This window comes from Klebsiella sp. X13, from assembly GCF_003323835.1.
Classification (GTDB): Bacteria; Pseudomonadota; Gammaproteobacteria; order Enterobacterales; family Enterobacteriaceae; genus Klebsiella; species Klebsiella ornithinolytica.
Map to the genome: position 1 here is coordinate 1944475 of NZ_CP030874.1, position 14416 is coordinate 1958890.

16 protein-coding genes are annotated in these 14416 nt (G+C 56.6%); 9 read left to right on the forward strand and 7 right to left on the reverse strand.

Annotated elements, in window-relative coordinates; all coding sequences use genetic code 11:
• Nucleotides 1-28: 28 nt before the first annotated feature.
• From cmoB to DSD31_RS09275, 5 genes are read right to left on the reverse strand one after another with little or no spacing between them, the layout of a single operon-like run.
• Nucleotides 29-1042, reverse strand: a complete 1014-nt coding sequence (gene cmoB / locus DSD31_RS09255; RefSeq protein ID WP_071359587.1) for a tRNA 5-methoxyuridine(34)/uridine 5-oxyacetic acid(34) synthase CmoB — start codon at nt 1040-1042, stop codon at nt 29-31.
• Nucleotides 1039-1782, reverse strand: a complete 744-nt coding sequence (cmoA, locus tag DSD31_RS09260; RefSeq protein ID WP_004864067.1) for a carboxy-S-adenosyl-L-methionine synthase CmoA — start codon at nt 1780-1782, stop codon at nt 1039-1041. Before cmoA ends, cmoB begins: the two co-directional genes overlap by 4 nt.
• Nucleotides 1783-1821: 39 nt before the next feature.
• Nucleotides 1822-2217: an MAPEG family protein gene (locus DSD31_RS09265; protein ID WP_004864064.1), complete on the reverse strand. Its 396-nt coding sequence runs from the start codon at nt 2215-2217 to the stop codon at nt 1822-1824.
• A 53-nt stretch (nt 2218-2270) separates the two neighbouring features.
• Nucleotides 2271-3089, reverse strand: coding sequence for a DUF72 domain-containing protein (locus DSD31_RS09270; protein WP_004864059.1), 819 nt, complete (start codon nt 3087-3089; stop codon nt 2271-2273).
• Nucleotides 3086-3652, reverse strand: coding sequence for a hydrolase (locus DSD31_RS09275; RefSeq protein ID WP_004864056.1), 567 nt, complete (start codon nt 3650-3652; stop codon nt 3086-3088). Before DSD31_RS09275 ends, DSD31_RS09270 begins: the two co-directional genes overlap by 4 nt.
• Nucleotides 3653-3920: 268 nt before the next feature.
• On the opposite strand from DSD31_RS09275, the gene aspS reads away from it, so the two are divergent.
• The 6 genes from aspS to ruvB all read left to right on the forward strand — a co-directional run bounded on the left by aspS (nt 3921) and on the right by ruvB (nt 9224).
• Nucleotides 3921-5708, forward strand: coding sequence for an aspartate--tRNA ligase (aspS, locus tag DSD31_RS09280; RefSeq protein WP_004864054.1), 1788 nt, complete (start codon nt 3921-3923; stop codon nt 5706-5708).
• Nucleotide 5709: 1 nt separating this feature from the next.
• Nucleotides 5710-6153: a dihydroneopterin triphosphate diphosphatase gene (gene nudB / locus DSD31_RS09285; RefSeq protein WP_004864050.1), complete on the forward strand. Its 444-nt coding sequence runs from the start codon at nt 5710-5712 to the stop codon at nt 6151-6153.
• A gap of 61 nt (nt 6154-6214) precedes the next feature.
• Nucleotides 6215-6955, forward strand: a complete 741-nt coding sequence (locus DSD31_RS09290) for a YebC/PmpR family DNA-binding transcriptional regulator (protein WP_004864047.1) — start codon at nt 6215-6217, stop codon at nt 6953-6955.
• Between the two features lie 37 nt (nt 6956-6992).
• A complete protein-coding gene (ruvC, locus tag DSD31_RS09295; RefSeq protein ID WP_004864044.1) occupies nt 6993-7514 on the forward strand; it encodes a crossover junction endodeoxyribonuclease RuvC in 522 nt (173 codons plus the stop codon).
• 79 nt (nt 7515-7593) lie between these two features.
• Nucleotides 7594-8205 carry a Holliday junction branch migration protein RuvA gene (gene ruvA, locus DSD31_RS09300; protein WP_004864039.1) on the forward strand — a complete coding sequence of 204 codons (612 nt, stop codon included), beginning with the start codon at nt 7594-7596 and terminating at the stop codon, nt 8203-8205.
• Between the two features lie 8 nt (nt 8206-8213).
• On the forward strand, nt 8214-9224 hold the full coding sequence (ruvB, locus tag DSD31_RS09305) for a Holliday junction branch migration DNA helicase RuvB (RefSeq protein WP_004864035.1): 1011 nt from the start codon (nt 8214-8216) through the stop codon (nt 9222-9224).
• A 93-nt stretch (nt 9225-9317) separates the two neighbouring features.
• Here ruvB and znuB read toward each other — a convergent pair whose 3' ends face one another.
• Together znuB and znuC are read right to left on the reverse strand one after the other, a co-directional pair.
• Nucleotides 9318-10103, reverse strand: coding sequence for a zinc ABC transporter permease subunit ZnuB (gene znuB, locus DSD31_RS09310; RefSeq protein ID WP_004864032.1), 786 nt, complete (start codon nt 10101-10103; stop codon nt 9318-9320).
• A complete protein-coding gene (gene znuC / locus DSD31_RS09315) occupies nt 10103-10855 on the reverse strand; it encodes a zinc ABC transporter ATP-binding protein ZnuC (protein ID WP_004864029.1) in 753 nt (250 codons plus the stop codon). The genes znuB and znuC overlap by 1 nt, the downstream gene beginning before the upstream one ends.
• 78 nt (nt 10856-10933) lie before the next feature.
• Here znuC and znuA point away from each other — a divergent pair, with 78 nt between their 5' ends.
• The 3 genes from znuA to lpxM all read left to right on the forward strand — a co-directional run bounded on the left by znuA (nt 10934) and on the right by lpxM (nt 14364).
• On the forward strand, nt 10934-11878 hold the full coding sequence (gene znuA, locus DSD31_RS09320) for a zinc ABC transporter substrate-binding protein ZnuA (RefSeq protein WP_032717095.1): 945 nt from the start codon (nt 10934-10936) through the stop codon (nt 11876-11878).
• Between the two features lie 15 nt (nt 11879-11893).
• A complete protein-coding gene (gene mepM / locus DSD31_RS09325) occupies nt 11894-13213 on the forward strand; it encodes a murein DD-endopeptidase MepM (protein ID WP_004864022.1) in 1320 nt (439 codons plus the stop codon).
• Nucleotides 13214-13389: 176 nt separating this feature from the next.
• The gene (gene lpxM / locus DSD31_RS09330; protein WP_004864019.1) at nt 13390-14364 is read left to right on the forward strand and encodes a lauroyl-Kdo(2)-lipid IV(A) myristoyltransferase; all 975 of its coding nucleotides are present in this window, start codon (nt 13390-13392) and stop codon (nt 14362-14364) included.
• The last annotated feature ends 52 nt before the right edge of the window (nt 14365-14416 follow it).

Sequence of the window (14416 nt, forward strand, 5' to 3'; positions counted from 1 at the left end):
AATTTCAACAGGGGTCTTTTTTTCACCTTTATTTGCCCCCGGCTGACTTTTTCGCCAGCGATTGCTGGGTCTCAGGTTTGTTGGCAATAATCACCGCGCGCACCGGCGCCGGGTAACCTTCAAGCGTTTTACTGCTGTCTTCGGGGTCGAGGAAGTCAGCCAGCGACTCCGTAATCATCCATTCGGTACGGCGCTGCTCTTCGGTGGTGGTGGCGCAGACATCGACAATCCGCACATTGACAAATCCGCACTTCTCCAGCCACATTTTCAACGCCGCGGCCGACGGAATAAAGTAGACGTTGCGCATCTGCGCATAGCGGTCGCCTGGTACCAGAACGCTATTTTCATCCCCTTCGACCACCAGCGTCTCCAGCACCAGTTCGCCACCGTCGACCAGCTGATCTTTGAGCTGCCATAAATGGTCGAGCGGCGAGCGGCGATGGTACAGCACGCCCATCGAAAAGACGGTATCGAAGGCGTTGAGCGCCGGAAGCTGCTCAATGCCCAGCGGCAACAGGTGGGCGCGCTGATCGTTACCCAGCAGCTTACGCACCGCTTCAAACTGGCATAAAAACAGCTGCGTCGGGTCAATCCCGACCGCCAGATGCGCGCCGGCGCCGATCATGCGCCACATGTGGTAGCCGCTGCCGCAGCCAACGTCGAGAATCGTGCGCCCGGTCAGATCGGACAGATGCGGCAGCACGCGCTCCCATTTCCAGTCAGAACGCCATTCGGTATCGATATTCACGCCGTAAAGCGAGTAGGGCCCTTTGCGCCAGGGCATCAGGTTTTTCAGCAGGTTCTCTACGCGCAGCCGATGGCCTTCGCTTAGCGGCGTTTCGCTTTCGGCGGTGACGCTATGCAGCAGGTCCAGACGATACGGGGCCAGCTCCGGCAGAAACTCTACGGCCCGTTCCCACTCGCGGAATTTGCCGTGCAGAGCTTCCCGTTGCCACGCCGCGACCTGGGCAGGGAGCGTCTCCAGCCAGTGAGATAGCGGGCTGAGAGCGATGCGTTGATAAAAATGATTGAAATCGATCATGCTTTTTCCTCTGATTTCACCGCCACCAGTGAACCAAAGTTAAAGCACTGAAACCACAATTCGGCATGTTCAAACCCGGCTTTATGCAGGCGGGCTTTGTGCGTTTCGACCGAATCGGTCAACATGACGTTTTCCAGCATGCTGCGCTTCTGGCTGATTTCCAGTTCGCTGTAGCCGTTGGCACGCTTAAAGTCGTGATGCATGTTGAACAGCAGTTCGCCAACATGCGCATCTTCGAAACTGAATTTTTCGGACAGCACCAGCGCGCCCCCGGGATTCAGCCCCTGGTAAACCTTATCCAGAATAGCCTGGCGTTCATCGGGGGCCAGAAACTGAATGGTAAAGTTCAGTACCACCATGGAGGCGTTGTCGATGGTGATATCACGAATATCGCCTTCCACAACCTCGACGGGCGTCGGCGCTTTATAGGCATCGATGTGGCGACGGCAGCGTTCGACCATTGCCGAAGAGTTATCCACCGCCACAATTTTGCAGCCAGGGTGGGCAATGTTACGCCGGATAGAGAGCGTTGCCGCTCCAAGCGAGCAGCCGAGGTCATAAACCTGGGTATCGGGCTGAACGAAGCGTTCAGCCAGCATGCCGATCATAGAAATGATATTGGAATAGCCGGGCACGGAGCGCTGGATCATATCCGGGAAGACTTCAGCAACCCGTTCATCAAAGGTCCAGTCGCCGAGGCTGGCAATCGGCGCGGAAAAAAGCGTATCGCGGTGAGACATAACGTTAAACCCGAAAAAACGAAAACGGCGTATTGTGCGCTAATGTAAGGAGAAAACCAACTCCCAGGGCATATACCACAGATTCGCGAGCACCATCAGCAACAGGGCGCACCAGGTGGCGCTCATTCCGGAGCGACGCCAGCTGAAGAGCCGGTGGTGAAAACCGTAAGAGTGCATCAGTCGTCCGGCAATCAGCAAAATACCGCAGACGTGCACCATCCAGTTCTGCGCGCCATTCATCTCCATAAACAGCAGCAGGATGATGCCAATGGGGACATACTCAACGGCGTTGCCGTGCACGCGGATAGCAACCTGCAGCTCGCTAAACCCTCCGTCACCATACCCAACGTGGTATTGCGTGCGCAGACGTACAACATCAAAAGAAAACTTAATTAGCAATAACGCACCCAACACCGCGTACAGCGCGCTGACCATACAAAAAACTCCCTTTCACTCTTTCAGATGGCTCCGATTAGCATAGCAGGATATCAGAAAAGCGCGGTTTGCTGCGGAATTGACGGTGCGGTCCCGACCTCTGGCATCACCCGGCGCAAATCTTCCCAAAGCGTGCTGACCAGCTCCGGGGCCTGCGCGATGTCCGGGGTGTGGAGAAATAAATAGGGCGTTGTCGACTGGCTCCATTGGGGTAAGGTCTGCAGCCAGACGCCAAACAGCCGGTGATTGTGGGCCATGTCGTCGCTGCCGATAAAGCGAACCAGCGGATTCCCCGCCGTGACCACGGCATGAACCGGAAGTTTGGGTTTTTTACGCTGGGCGTCGATCATGGCCGGATTTCGCGCGATGGCGCTATGCACCGGGCGGCTGTCGAGGATGGCGCGATTCACGTGACGTTGATGCAGCCCGCGATTGAGCGCCTTTTCGGCGTCCCCTTTGGCGAAAAACTCCGGATGCCGTACTTCGACGCCATAGGTGAATTGGGTCGGCAGCGTATCGAGAAAGTGCCACAGGGCAGGGAGGTCTCCGGGGCCAAAGGTGGCGGGCAGCTGCAGCCAGTACTGGCCAATACGCGTTTCCAGCGGCGCCAGACGAGTAAAAAACTCGTGGCTCAGGTCGTCGCAATGGCGCAGAGCGGCCTGATGCGAAATGGTGGCCGGAAATTTAAAGCAGAAGCGAAAATTATCGTGAGTTTGCTCATACCAGCGGGCGACAATCTCCGCCTTCGGCAGGGCGTAAAGGGTCGTATTACCCTCCACGCAGTTAAAGTGGCGAGCATAGTCTGCAAGGCTGGTGATGCCCAGACGCACCCACTTCGGGTGCGACCATTGCGGGAGCCCGATATAAATCATAAGGCGGCGAGGACGTCCTCGGTGCTGCGCACGCGGGCGATGCGCGGGAAAATATGCGTCATGCTGCCCTGGTGCTGCTCGGCAGAGGCGGCGCTGCAGGCGTCTTCGACGATAACCAGGTTGAAGCCCAGCTCCCAGGCATTACGCGCGGTGGATTCAACGCCGATGTTGGTGGAGATGCCGCAGAGAATAAGGGTATCAACACCGCGACGACGTAGCTGCAGCTCGAGATCGGTACCATAGAAGGCGCCCCACTGGCGTTTGGTGACTTCGATATCGCCGTCCTGTTTGCCCAGCGCCTGCGGGTAGGTCCACCAGTTATCCGGCAGCGCGTGCCCGCCGGCCTGCGCGTCAACCGGTTGCTTTAGCGCTTCGGCAAAATCAGCGGACCAGCCAACGCGGACCATGATGACCGGCGAGCCTTGCTGACGGCACTTTTCAGCCAGACGGGCCGCGCGCGTTACCACGTCATCGGCACGATGCGGCCCACCGGCGAAGGGCAAAATACCCTCTTGCAGATCGATGACAACGAGCGCAGTTTTTTTCGCATTGAGTTCTAACATGGTATCCCCGTATCTTCTTCTGTGGTTTGACCGTTACAATACCGTTGCCGATCCGGCTCATGGGTAACAATTTTTGTTAATTTTTGTGAGCACAGGCAATAAGCGTACAGCAAAGCAACGTACAAACTGCATCGGGCTTATCGTGCGGCGGAAATTCTATTATAATGACCGCCTTTTTTCATTCAGTTGTGACATTCAGCTAAAGCTGCGACTCCGTCGCCTGCGAGGCAGGCAACAATCCGCCTGCGGCTAAGTTAAGGGATATCTCATGCGTACAGAATATTGCGGACAGCTACGTCTGTCCCACGTGGGGCAGCAGGTGACTCTGTGTGGTTGGGTCAACCGTCGTCGTGATCTTGGTAGCCTTATCTTCATTGATATGCGTGACCGCGAAGGCATCGTGCAGGTGTTTTTCGATCCGGATCGTGCGGAGGCGTTAAAGCTGGCTTCCGAACTGCGCAATGAGTTTTGCATCCAAATCACCGGTACCGTGCGTGCGCGCGACGAAAAAAACGTCAACAGCGAGATGGCTACGGGCGACATCGAAGTGCTGGCCTCTTCGCTGACGATCATCAACCGTGCAGAAGCGCTGCCGCTTGACTCCAATCACGTCAACACCGAAGAAGCGCGACTGAAATACCGTTACCTGGACCTGCGTCGTCCGGAAATGGCTCAGCGTCTGAAAACCCGTGCGAAAATCACCAGCTTCGTGCGCCGCTTTATGGACGATCACGGTTTCCTCGATATCGAAACCCCGATGCTGACCAAAGCGACCCCGGAAGGCGCGCGCGACTATCTGGTGCCGAGCCGCGTTCACAAAGGCAAATTCTACGCGCTGCCGCAGTCTCCTCAGCTGTTTAAACAGCTGCTGATGATGTCCGGCTTTGACCGTTACTATCAGATAGTGAAATGCTTCCGTGACGAAGACCTGCGTGCAGACCGCCAGCCGGAATTCACCCAGATCGATGTGGAAACCTCCTTTATGACCGCGCCGCAGGTGCGTGAAGTCATGGAAGATCTGGTTCACCAGCTGTGGCTGGACGTGAAAGGCGTCGACCTGGGCAAATTCCCGGTGATGACCTTTGCGGAAGCCGAGCGCCGCTTCGGTTCCGATAAGCCGGATCTGCGTAACCCGATGGAGCTGGTCGATATTGCCGACCTGGTGAAGGCCGTAGAGTTTGCCGTCTTCTCCGGCCCGGCCAATGATGCCAAAGGGCGCGTCGCTGCGCTGCGCGTACCGGGTGGCGCTGCGCTGACCCGTAAACAAATTGATGAGTATGGCAAGTTCGTCCAGATCTATGGCGCGAAAGGCCTGGCGTACATGAAAGTCAACGAGCGTGCGAAAGGTCTCGAAGGCATCAACAGCCCGGTAGCGAAATTCCTCAACGCAGAGATCGTCGACGCCATTCTTGAGCGCACCGGCGCCCAGGATGGCGACATGATTTTCTTCGGCGCGGACAATAAGAAAGTGGTTGCCGATGCGCTGGGTGCGCTGCGTCTGAAGCTGGGTAAAGACCTGAGCCTGACCGACGAAACCAAATGGGCGCCGCTGTGGGTTATCGACTTCCCGATGTTCGAAGATGATGGTGAAGGCGGTCTGACCGCGATGCACCACCCGTTCACTTCGCCGAAAGACATGACTGCGGATGAACTGAAAACCGCGCCGGAAACGGCGATCGCTAACGCCTACGATATGGTGATCAACGGGTATGAAGTGGGCGGCGGTTCCGTCCGTATCCACAATGGCGACATGCAGCAGACCGTCTTCGGTATTCTGGGCATCAACGAACAGGAACAGCGTGAAAAATTCGGCTTCCTGCTGGACGCGCTGAAGTACGGTACGCCGCCGCACGCGGGTCTGGCCTTCGGTCTTGACCGTCTGACCATGCTGCTGACCGGTACCGATAATATCCGTGACGTTATTGCCTTCCCGAAAACGACCGCCGCGGCCTGTCTGATGACCGAAGCGCCGAGCTTTGCTAACCCGACATCCCTGGGTGAGTTAGGTATTCAGGTTGTGGCGAAAGAGACAAAAGAGTCTCCGGAGAATAAGTAAGATGTCATTCAAGCTTCCCGTTTCCGTTCTGGTGGTCATTTATGCCGAAGATACGAAGCGGGTGCTGATGTTGCAGCGACGCGACGATCCCGCTTTCTGGCAGTCGGTAACCGGCAGCCTGGAAGCGGGGGAGACCGCAGCGCAAGCCGCCGTGCGTGAAGTAAAGGAAGAGGTCGCGATTGATGTTGCTCATGAGCAGCTGACCTTAATGGACTGTCAGCGCACGGTGGATTTCGAGATTTTTTCTCATTTACGTCATCGCTACGCGCCGGGCGTTGAGCGCAATACGGAATTTTGGTTCTGTCTTGCGCTCCCTCATGAACGCCAGATTGTCTTTACGGAACATCTGGATTACCGCTGGGTCAATGCGGCAGAAGCCGCCGCCCTGACCAAGTCGTGGAGTAACCGGCAGGCGATTGAAGAATTTGTAATTAACGCCGACTAGTCTTCCCAGCCATTTGCAGGTCGAAAGGCTGCGGGAAGCAGGCATTTTTGGAGAGTTTTTTATGGCAGGTCATAGTAAATGGGCCAACACCAAACACCGCAAAGCGGCACAGGATGCCAAGCGCGGTAAGATCTTTACTAAAATCATTCGTGAGCTGGTTACCGCTGCGCGTCTGGGCGGCGGCGATGTCGCTTCTAACCCGCGTTTGCGTGCGGCAGTAGATAAAGCACTGTCCAACAACATGACCCGCGACACCCTGAACCGTGCTATCGCCCGTGGCGTTGGCGGCGATGATGACGCGAACATGGAAACCATCATTTATGAAGGTTACGGCCCTGGCGGCACCGCGGTCATGGTTGAATGCCTGAGCGACAACCGCAACCGTACCGTTGCCGAAGTGCGCCATGCCTTCAGCAAAACCGGCGGTAACCTCGGCACCGATGGCTCCGTAGCCTATCTGTTCAGCAAAAAAGGGGTCATCTCTTTTGAAGCCGGCGACGAAGACGTGATCATGGAAGCCGCGCTGGAAGCTGGCGCGGAAGACGTTGTGACCTATGACGACGGCGCGATTGACGTGTATACCGCGTGGGAAGAGATGGGCGCGGTGCGCGATGCGCTGGAAGCGGCTGGCCTGAAGGCTGATGCGGCTGAAGTCTCCATGATTCCTTCGACCAAGGCGGATATGGATGCGGAAACGGCACCCAAACTGCTGCGTCTGATCGATATGCTGGAAGACTGCGACGACGTGCAAGAAGTGTATCATAACGGCGAGATCTCTGATGAGGTCGCCGCAACGCTCTAATGTTGCTGACCGTTAAATCACTAACCGGAGGTGCGTGATGGCCATTATTCTCGGCATTGACCCGGGGTCACGCATTACCGGTTATGGCGTTATTCGTCAGGTCGGGCGGCAGCTGAGCTATCTTGGCAGCGGCTGTATTCGGACCAAAGTCGACGATTTACCGTCGCGCCTGAAGCTGATTTACGCAGGCGTGACGGAAATTATCACCCAGTTTCAGCCGGACTATTTCGCCATCGAGCAGGTGTTTATGGCGAAAAACGCCGACTCGGCGCTGAAGCTGGGGCAGGCGCGCGGCGTGGCGATTGTCGCGGCGACGAATCAGGACCTGCCGGTGTTCGAGTATGCCGCGAGGCAGGTTAAGCAAACCGTTGTCGGCATCGGCAGCGCGGAAAAAAGCCAGGTGCAGCACATGGTGCGCACGCTGCTTAAGCTTCCCGCCAACCCCCAGGCGGACGCGGCGGATGCGTTGGCTATCGCCATTACCCACTGCCACGTCAGTCAGAACGCGGCTCAGATCAGCGAGACGCGGCTCAATCTGGCGCGTGGGCGCTTACGATAACGTCAAATCAGGCTGGATATTCATCCAGCCTTTTTTTATGATACCGCAGATACTTTAGCCCTTAACGCAGGAGCTCCATGTGATAGGCAGACTCAGAGGCATCGTTCTCGAAAAACAACCCCCGCTTGTATTACTGGAAACGGGAGGCGTGGGCTATGAAGTACATATGCCAATGACCTGTTTTTATGAACTGCCGGATGTGGGCAACGAGGCCATCGTTTTTACCCATTTTGTCGTTCGCGAAGATGCGCAGCTACTCTATGGTTTTAATAACAAGCAGGAACGCACCCTGTTCAAAGAGCTGATTAAAACCAACGGCGTCGGGCCAAAGCTGGCGCTGGCGATCCTCTCCGGTATGTCGGCGCAGCAGTTTGTTAACGCCGTAGAGCGCGAGGAGCTGGCTGCCCTGGTGAAACTGCCGGGTATCGGTAAGAAAACCGCTGAGCGTCTGATTGTTGAAATGAAAGACCGGTTCAAAGGTCTGCACGGCGATCTGTTTACGCCGGCGACGGATCTGGTGCTGACTTCACCGGCGGGTCCGTCTGATGACGATGCGGAGCAGGAAGCGGTTGCTGCGCTGGTGGCGCTGGGCTATAAACCTCAGGAGGCCAGCCGGATGGTGAGTAAAATCGCTCGCCCGGATGCCAACAGTGAAATGCTAATTCGCGAAGCGCTCCGCGCCGCGTTGTGAGGTAAGGGATGATTGAAGCAGACAGGCTGGTATCGGCAGACAGCGCCGGGTTTGAAGAGACGGCCGACCGCGCAATCCGCCCGAAATTGCTGGCAGAGTATGTCGGTCAACCGCAGGTGCGTTCGCAAATGGAGATTTTTATCCAGGCGGCAAAGCTGCGCGGGGACGCGCTCGATCACCTGCTGATCTTTGGTCCACCGGGGCTGGGAAAGACGACGCTGGCAAACATCGTCGCCAATGAGATGGGCGTCAACCTGCGAACCACCTCCGGTCCGGTGCTTGAGAAGGCGGGTGACCTGGCCGCCATGCTCACCAACCTCGAACCCCACGATGTGCTGTTTATTGATGAAATACACCGCCTCTCGCCGGTAGTGGAAGAGGTGCTGTATCCGGCAATGGAAGACTATCAGCTGGATATTATGATCGGCGAAGGGCCTGCGGCGCGGTCGATCAAAATCGATCTGCCGCCGTTTACCCTGATTGGCGCCACGACGCGCGCGGGGTCATTAACTTCGCCGCTGCGTGACCGTTTCGGGATTGTACAGCGCCTCGAGTTTTACCAGGTTCCTGACCTGCAGCATATCGTCAGCCGCAGCGCGCGCTTTATGGGGCTGGAAATGAGCGACGAAGGTGCGCTGGAGGTGGCCCGCCGCGCGCGCGGCACGCCGCGTATCGCCAACCGCCTGCTGCGCCGGGTACGTGACTTTGCCGAAGTGCGCCATGATGGCACCATTTCGCTGGAGATTGCCGCTCAGGCGCTGGACATGCTGAATGTTGATGCGGAAGGGTTCGACTATATGGACCGCAAACTTCTGCTGGCGGTCATCGATAAATTCTTCGGCGGCCCCGTCGGCCTGGATAACCTGGCGGCGGCGATTGGCGAAGAGCGGGAAACTATCGAAGATGTTCTGGAACCGTATCTGATCCAGCAAGGCTTTTTGCAGCGTACGCCGCGTGGGCGTATGGCGACGGTACGCGCCTGGAATCACTTCGGTATTACGCCGCCGGCAATGCCGTAACCTGGCTGCCGGCAGATGAGCGGTGAGCTTGTTCCGGCAGGGCAGGGATGAGGACCCCGGTCAACTCGCCGCGACCGGGGAAGAGGGCGCGGCTCAGGCGGCCGATTTTTTCATCATGCTGAAGATAAACAGCAGCGCGGCGCACAGCACCACGGACGGGCCGGCGGGGGTGTCGTAAAACGCCGAGAAGGTCAGTCCACCGGTCACCGCGATAATCCCCACACCAACGGCAGCGGCGGCCATCTGCTCCGGCGTACGGGCAAAGCGGCGCGCCGTGGCGGCAGGAATGATCAGCAGCGAGGTAATAATCAACGCGCCGACGAACTTCATGGCGACGCCAATGGTCAGCGCGGTGACCAGCATTAACAGCAGTTTCACCCGCTGCAGCTTCACGCCATCGACAAACGCCAGATCGGGGCTGATGGTCATCGACAGCAGGTTGCGCCACTGCCAGAGCAGGATAGCCAGCACAATCACCACGCCAATGGCGATAGAGATCAAATCTTCCGGCGTTACCGCCAGTAAATCGCCAAACAGATAGGCCATCAGGTCGACGCGAATATTCGACATCAGGCTAACCACCACCAGACCAAGCGACAGCGCGCTGTGCGCCATAATCCCCAATAAGGTATCGAGCGCCAGATGCGGACGTTTTTCCAGCCACACCAGACCGCCTGCCAGCATTAAGGTCACGGCGATCACCGCATAAAACGGATTGACGTTAAGCAACAGCCCGAAGGCCACGCCAAGCAAAGAGGCATGCGCTAAGGTATCGCCGAAATAGGACATCCGGCGCCAGACCACAAACGACCCGAGCGGGCCTGCCGCACAGGCAAGCATCATCCCGGCCAGCCAGCCGGGTAACAGAAGTTCAATCATCAGCGCTCATTTCCCCTACGCAGTACGATCCGCCCCTGCAGGTCATGGCGGTGATTATGATGGTGACGATAGATTCCCAGCTGTTCCGCCCCACGCTGGCCAAACATCGAGATAAACTGCGGATGCGTGGAGACCACTTCCGGGGTGCCGGAACAGCAAATATGTTGATTCAGGCACAGCACCTCATCGGTTTTTGCCATCACCAGATGCAGGTCGTGGGAGACCATCAGCACCGAGCAATCAAGCTCCTGGCGCAGCTGGTTTATCAGATCGTACAGGGCAACCTGCCCGTTAACGTCGACGCCCTGCGTGGGTTCATCCAGCACCAGCAGCTGCGGCTGGTTCAGCAGGGCCCGGGCCAGCAGCACGCGCTGGGTTTCGCCACCGGAGAGTTTTTGCATCGGCGCTTCAATCAGGTGCCCGGCCTGGACACGTTTCAGCGCCGGCAGGATGTCCTGCTTGCGGGTGCCGGGACGTAAGCGCATGAACCGGCTGACGGTCAGCGGCATCGTGGCATCCAGATGCAGTTTTTGCGGGACGTAGCCAATCCGCAGATTGTTCTCGCGCTTGATAACACCGTCACTCGGTGCTACCAGTCCAAGAACCACCCGCACGAGCGTGGATTTGCCTGCGCCATTAGGGCCGAGTAAGGTCAAAATTTTGCCGGGCTTTAGCGTCAGCGAAATGTCAGACAGTACGCGTCGTTGGCCGAAGGCGACCGAGACGTTTTCGAGAGTTACAAGATTTGTCATGTCAAATTAGGGGTTGCACAAGCGAGTGAATGTTATAATATCACATCTTTCTCATTCATTACGATGACTAGACGCATTATGTTACATAAAAATACGCTTCTTTGCGCTGGACTTAGCGCCGTTTTTTTGTTCGCTCAGACCTCTACGGCGAATGCTGCCGTGGTTACCTCAATGAAACCCTTAGGCTTTATCGCTTCCGCTATCGCGGATGGAGTCACGGAGACCCAGGTGCTCCTGCCTGACGGTGCCTCAGAGCATGATTATTCACTGCGTCCTTCCGATGCAAAACGCTTACAGAACGCAGACTTAGTGGTCTGGATTGGTCCAGAGATGGAAGCGTTCATGGACAAGTCAACGCAAAGCATTGCGTCGAATAAAAAGGTGACCATCGCTGAGCTTGCCGGCGTGAAACCGCTGCTCATGAAAGGGGCGGATGACGACGATGACGATCATGGCCACGAACACGCCGCAGGTGAAAATAGTGACGGCGATCACCATCATGGTGTTTACAATATGCATCTGTGGTTATCCCCAGAGATAGCGCGGCTTTCAGCGGTTGCAATCCACGATAAATTATTGGAACTTATGCCGCAGAGTCGAGCCAAACTTGACGCTAACCTGAAAGAATTTGAGGCAAAATTAGCCTCAACCGATAAGCAGGTGAGTAACGAGCTCGCACCGCTGAAAGGAAAAGGGTATTTCGTTTTTCATGATGCCTATGGCTACTTTGAAAAACACTACGGTCTGACCTCTCTGGGGCATTTTACCGTAAACCCTGAAATACAGCCCGGTGCGCAGCGTTTACACGAAATCAGAACACAGCTGGTTGAGCAAAAAGCAACGTGCGTTTTTGCTGAGCCACAGTTCAGGCCAGCCGTTATAGAAGCTGTTGCCAGGGGCACCTCTGTGCGCATGGGGACTCTGGACCCTCTCGGTACCGGGATTAAGCTGGGTAAAGAAAGTTACCCGCAGTTCCTCGACCAACTGGCGAAACAGTATTCGAGCTGCCTGAAAGGAGATTAACGAGGAAGTGAATACGTGCAACAGATAGCCCGCGCTGTCACTCAGGCATTCAACAATTTGCCACGACCTCACCGCGTCATGCTGGGGTCGTTGAGCGTTCTGACATTAGCGGTCGCCGTCTGGCGACCCTATATCTACCATCCAGAATCCGCCCCTATCGTCAGGACGATTGAGCTGGAAAAAAGCGAAATCCGCTCTCTGCTGCCGGAAGCCTCCGAACCTATCGACCAGGCGCCGCAGGAAGAAGAAGCCATTCCTCAGGATGAACTGGATGATAAAGCCGACAGTGAGTCAGGCGGCCACGAATATGTGGTCTCCACTGGCGATACGCTGAGCAGCATCCTCAACCAGTACGGCATCGATATGGGCGATATCGCCCAGCTCTCCTCAGCCGACAAAGAGTTGCGAAACCTGAAAATTGGTCAACAGCTCTCGTGGACCTTAACGGCAGAGGGGGATTTGCAAAGTCTGACATGGGAAATGTCGCGCCGTGAAACCCGCACCTATACCCGGGTTGCGAACGGCTTTAAAATGAGCAGCGAGCTGCAGAAAGGGGATTGGGTCAACAACGTGTTGAAAGGCACCGTGGGCGCCAGCTTTGTTGCCAGCGCTCGTGAAGCCGGGTTAACCAGTACGGAAGTCAGCGCGGTGATCCGAGCGATGCAGTGGCAGATGGACTTCCGCAAGCTGAAAAAAGGCGATGAGTTCTCGGTACTGATGTCGCGCGAAATGCTTGACGGTAAACGGGAACAGAGCCAGCTGCTGGGCGTGCGTTTGCGTTCAGAAGGCAAGGATTACTACGCGATTCGTGCGGAAGACGGTAAGTTCTACGATCGTAACGGTACCGGTCTGGCGAAGGGCTTTATGCGCTTCCCGACGGCACGCCAGTTCCGCGTCTCTTCGAACTTTAATCCGCGTCGCCTGAATCCGGTGACCGGGCGCGTGGCGCCGCACCGCGGCGTCGATTTTGCTATGCCGCAGGGGACGCCGGTTCTTGCGGTCGGCGATGGTGAAGTCGTGGTCGCTAAGCGCAGCGGCGCGGCGGGATACTATGTGGCCGTACGCCATGGTCGCACCTATACCACTCGCTATATGCACCTGCGTAAACTGCTGGTGAAACCGGGGCAGAAAGTGAAGCGCGGCGATCGTATTGCGCTGTCGGGTAACACCGGCCGTTCTACCGGTCCGCATCTGCACTACGAAGTGTGGATTAACCAACAGGCCGTGAACCCATTAACGGCGAAACTGCCGCGTACCGAAGGGTTGAGCGGTTCCGATCGCACCGATTATCTGGCGCAGGTCAAAGAGGTCATCCCGCAGCTGCGGTTTGACTAGCAGGATGTCAATGCAAGCCGGTGCCTGTCGCGCGCCGGCTTTTTCTTTTGTAGGTTCCCCGTCGTATCGCTAAACTATACCCACAATAAGTCGTCTTACGGCTTCTGAGGCTGCAACTTGCGGTTTGACGGGATTACCCCATTATCTTTTTTATGCAGTACGGCTGTGGACTGGGCATGGAAACGAAAAAAAATAATATTGAGTTTATTCCAAAGTTTGAAAAATCCTTTTTACTCCCGCGCTACTGGGGCGCCTGGCTGGGGGTTTTTGCGTTTGCCGGTATCGCTCTGACGCCTCCCTCTTTTCGCGATCCGATCCTCGGTAAACTGGGACGGGCGGTGGGTCGGCTGGCGAAAAGCTCGCGCCGGCGTGCGCAGATAAACCTGCTGTATTGCTTCCCGGAAAAGAGCGAGCAGGAGCGCGAGGCAATTATCGATGAAATGTATATGTCGGCACCGCAGGCGATGGTCATGATGGCCGAGCTGGGTCTGCGGGATCCTGCTCATATTCTTTCCCGCGTCGACTGGCAGGGCAAAGAGATCATCGAAGAGATGCAGCGCAATAACGAAAAGGTGATCTTCTTGGTGCCGCACGCCTGGGGGGTGGATATTCCAGCCATGTTGATGGCCTCGGGCGGTCAGAAAATGGCGGCAATGTTCCATAACCAGGGGAATCCGGTCTTCGACTACGTGTGGAATACCGTCAGACGTCGCTTTGGCGGGCGCATGCACGCGCGTAACGATGGCATTAAACCGTTTATCCAGTCGGTCCGCCAGGGCTACTGGGGCTACTATTTGCCCGACCAGGATCACGGCGCCGAGCACAGCGAATTCGTCGATTTCTTCGCGACCTATAAAGCCACCCTGCCGGCGATTGGCCGGCTGATGAAAGTCTGCCGTGCGCGCGTGGTGCCGCTGTTTCCGGTCTATGATGGGAAAACTCATCGTCTGACGGTGCTGGTGCGTCCGCCGATGGATGACCTGCTGGACGCCGATGATCGCACGATCGCGCGGCGGATGAACGAAGAGGTCGAGATTTTCGTCAAGCCGCATACCGAGCAATATACCTGGATCCTCAAGTTGCTGAAGACGCGTAAACCGGGGGAAATCGAGCCTTATAAGCGCAAAGAGCTCTTCCCGAAAAAGAAATAGCGCCCGCCTGTTCCTGCACCGACGTAGCAAAAGAGAGCCAATGAACCTGTCG

Excerpts from the sequence above, each read along its gene's own strand:
- cmoA (WP_004864067.1), bottom strand. The coding sequence starts at position 1,782 with ATGTCTCACCGCGATACGCTTTTTTCCGCGCCGATTGCCAGCCTCGGC.
- ruvC (WP_004864044.1), top strand. The coding sequence starts at position 6,993 with ATGGCCATTATTCTCGGCATTGACCCGGGGTCACGCATTACCGGTTAT.
- DSD31_RS09270 (WP_004864059.1), bottom strand. The coding sequence starts at position 3,089 with ATGATTTATATCGGGCTCCCGCAATGGTCGCACCCGAAGTGGGTGCGT.
- DSD31_RS09275 (WP_004864056.1), bottom strand. The coding sequence starts at position 3,652 with ATGTTAGAACTCAATGCGAAAAAAACTGCGCTCGTTGTCATCGATCTG.
- znuA (WP_032717095.1), top strand. The coding sequence starts at position 10,934 with ATGTTACATAAAAATACGCTTCTTTGCGCTGGACTTAGCGCCGTTTTT.
- DSD31_RS09265 (WP_004864064.1), bottom strand. The coding sequence starts at position 2,217 with ATGGTCAGCGCGCTGTACGCGGTGTTGGGTGCGTTATTGCTAATTAAG.
- nudB (WP_004864050.1), top strand. The coding sequence starts at position 5,710 with ATGTCATTCAAGCTTCCCGTTTCCGTTCTGGTGGTCATTTATGCCGAA.
- DSD31_RS09290 (WP_004864047.1), top strand. The coding sequence starts at position 6,215 with ATGGCAGGTCATAGTAAATGGGCCAACACCAAACACCGCAAAGCGGCA.
- lpxM (WP_004864019.1), top strand. The coding sequence starts at position 13,390 with ATGGAAACGAAAAAAAATAATATTGAGTTTATTCCAAAGTTTGAAAAA.
- ruvB (WP_004864035.1), top strand. The coding sequence starts at position 8,214 with ATGATTGAAGCAGACAGGCTGGTATCGGCAGACAGCGCCGGGTTTGAA.
- cmoB (WP_071359587.1), bottom strand. The coding sequence starts at position 1,042 with ATGATCGATTTCAATCATTTTTATCAACGCATCGCTCTCAGCCCGCTA.
- aspS (WP_004864054.1), top strand. The coding sequence starts at position 3,921 with ATGCGTACAGAATATTGCGGACAGCTACGTCTGTCCCACGTGGGGCAG.
- znuC (WP_004864029.1), bottom strand. The coding sequence starts at position 10,855 with ATGACAAATCTTGTAACTCTCGAAAACGTCTCGGTCGCCTTCGGCCAA.
- znuB (WP_004864032.1), bottom strand. The coding sequence starts at position 10,103 with ATGATTGAACTTCTGTTACCCGGCTGGCTGGCCGGGATGATGCTTGCC.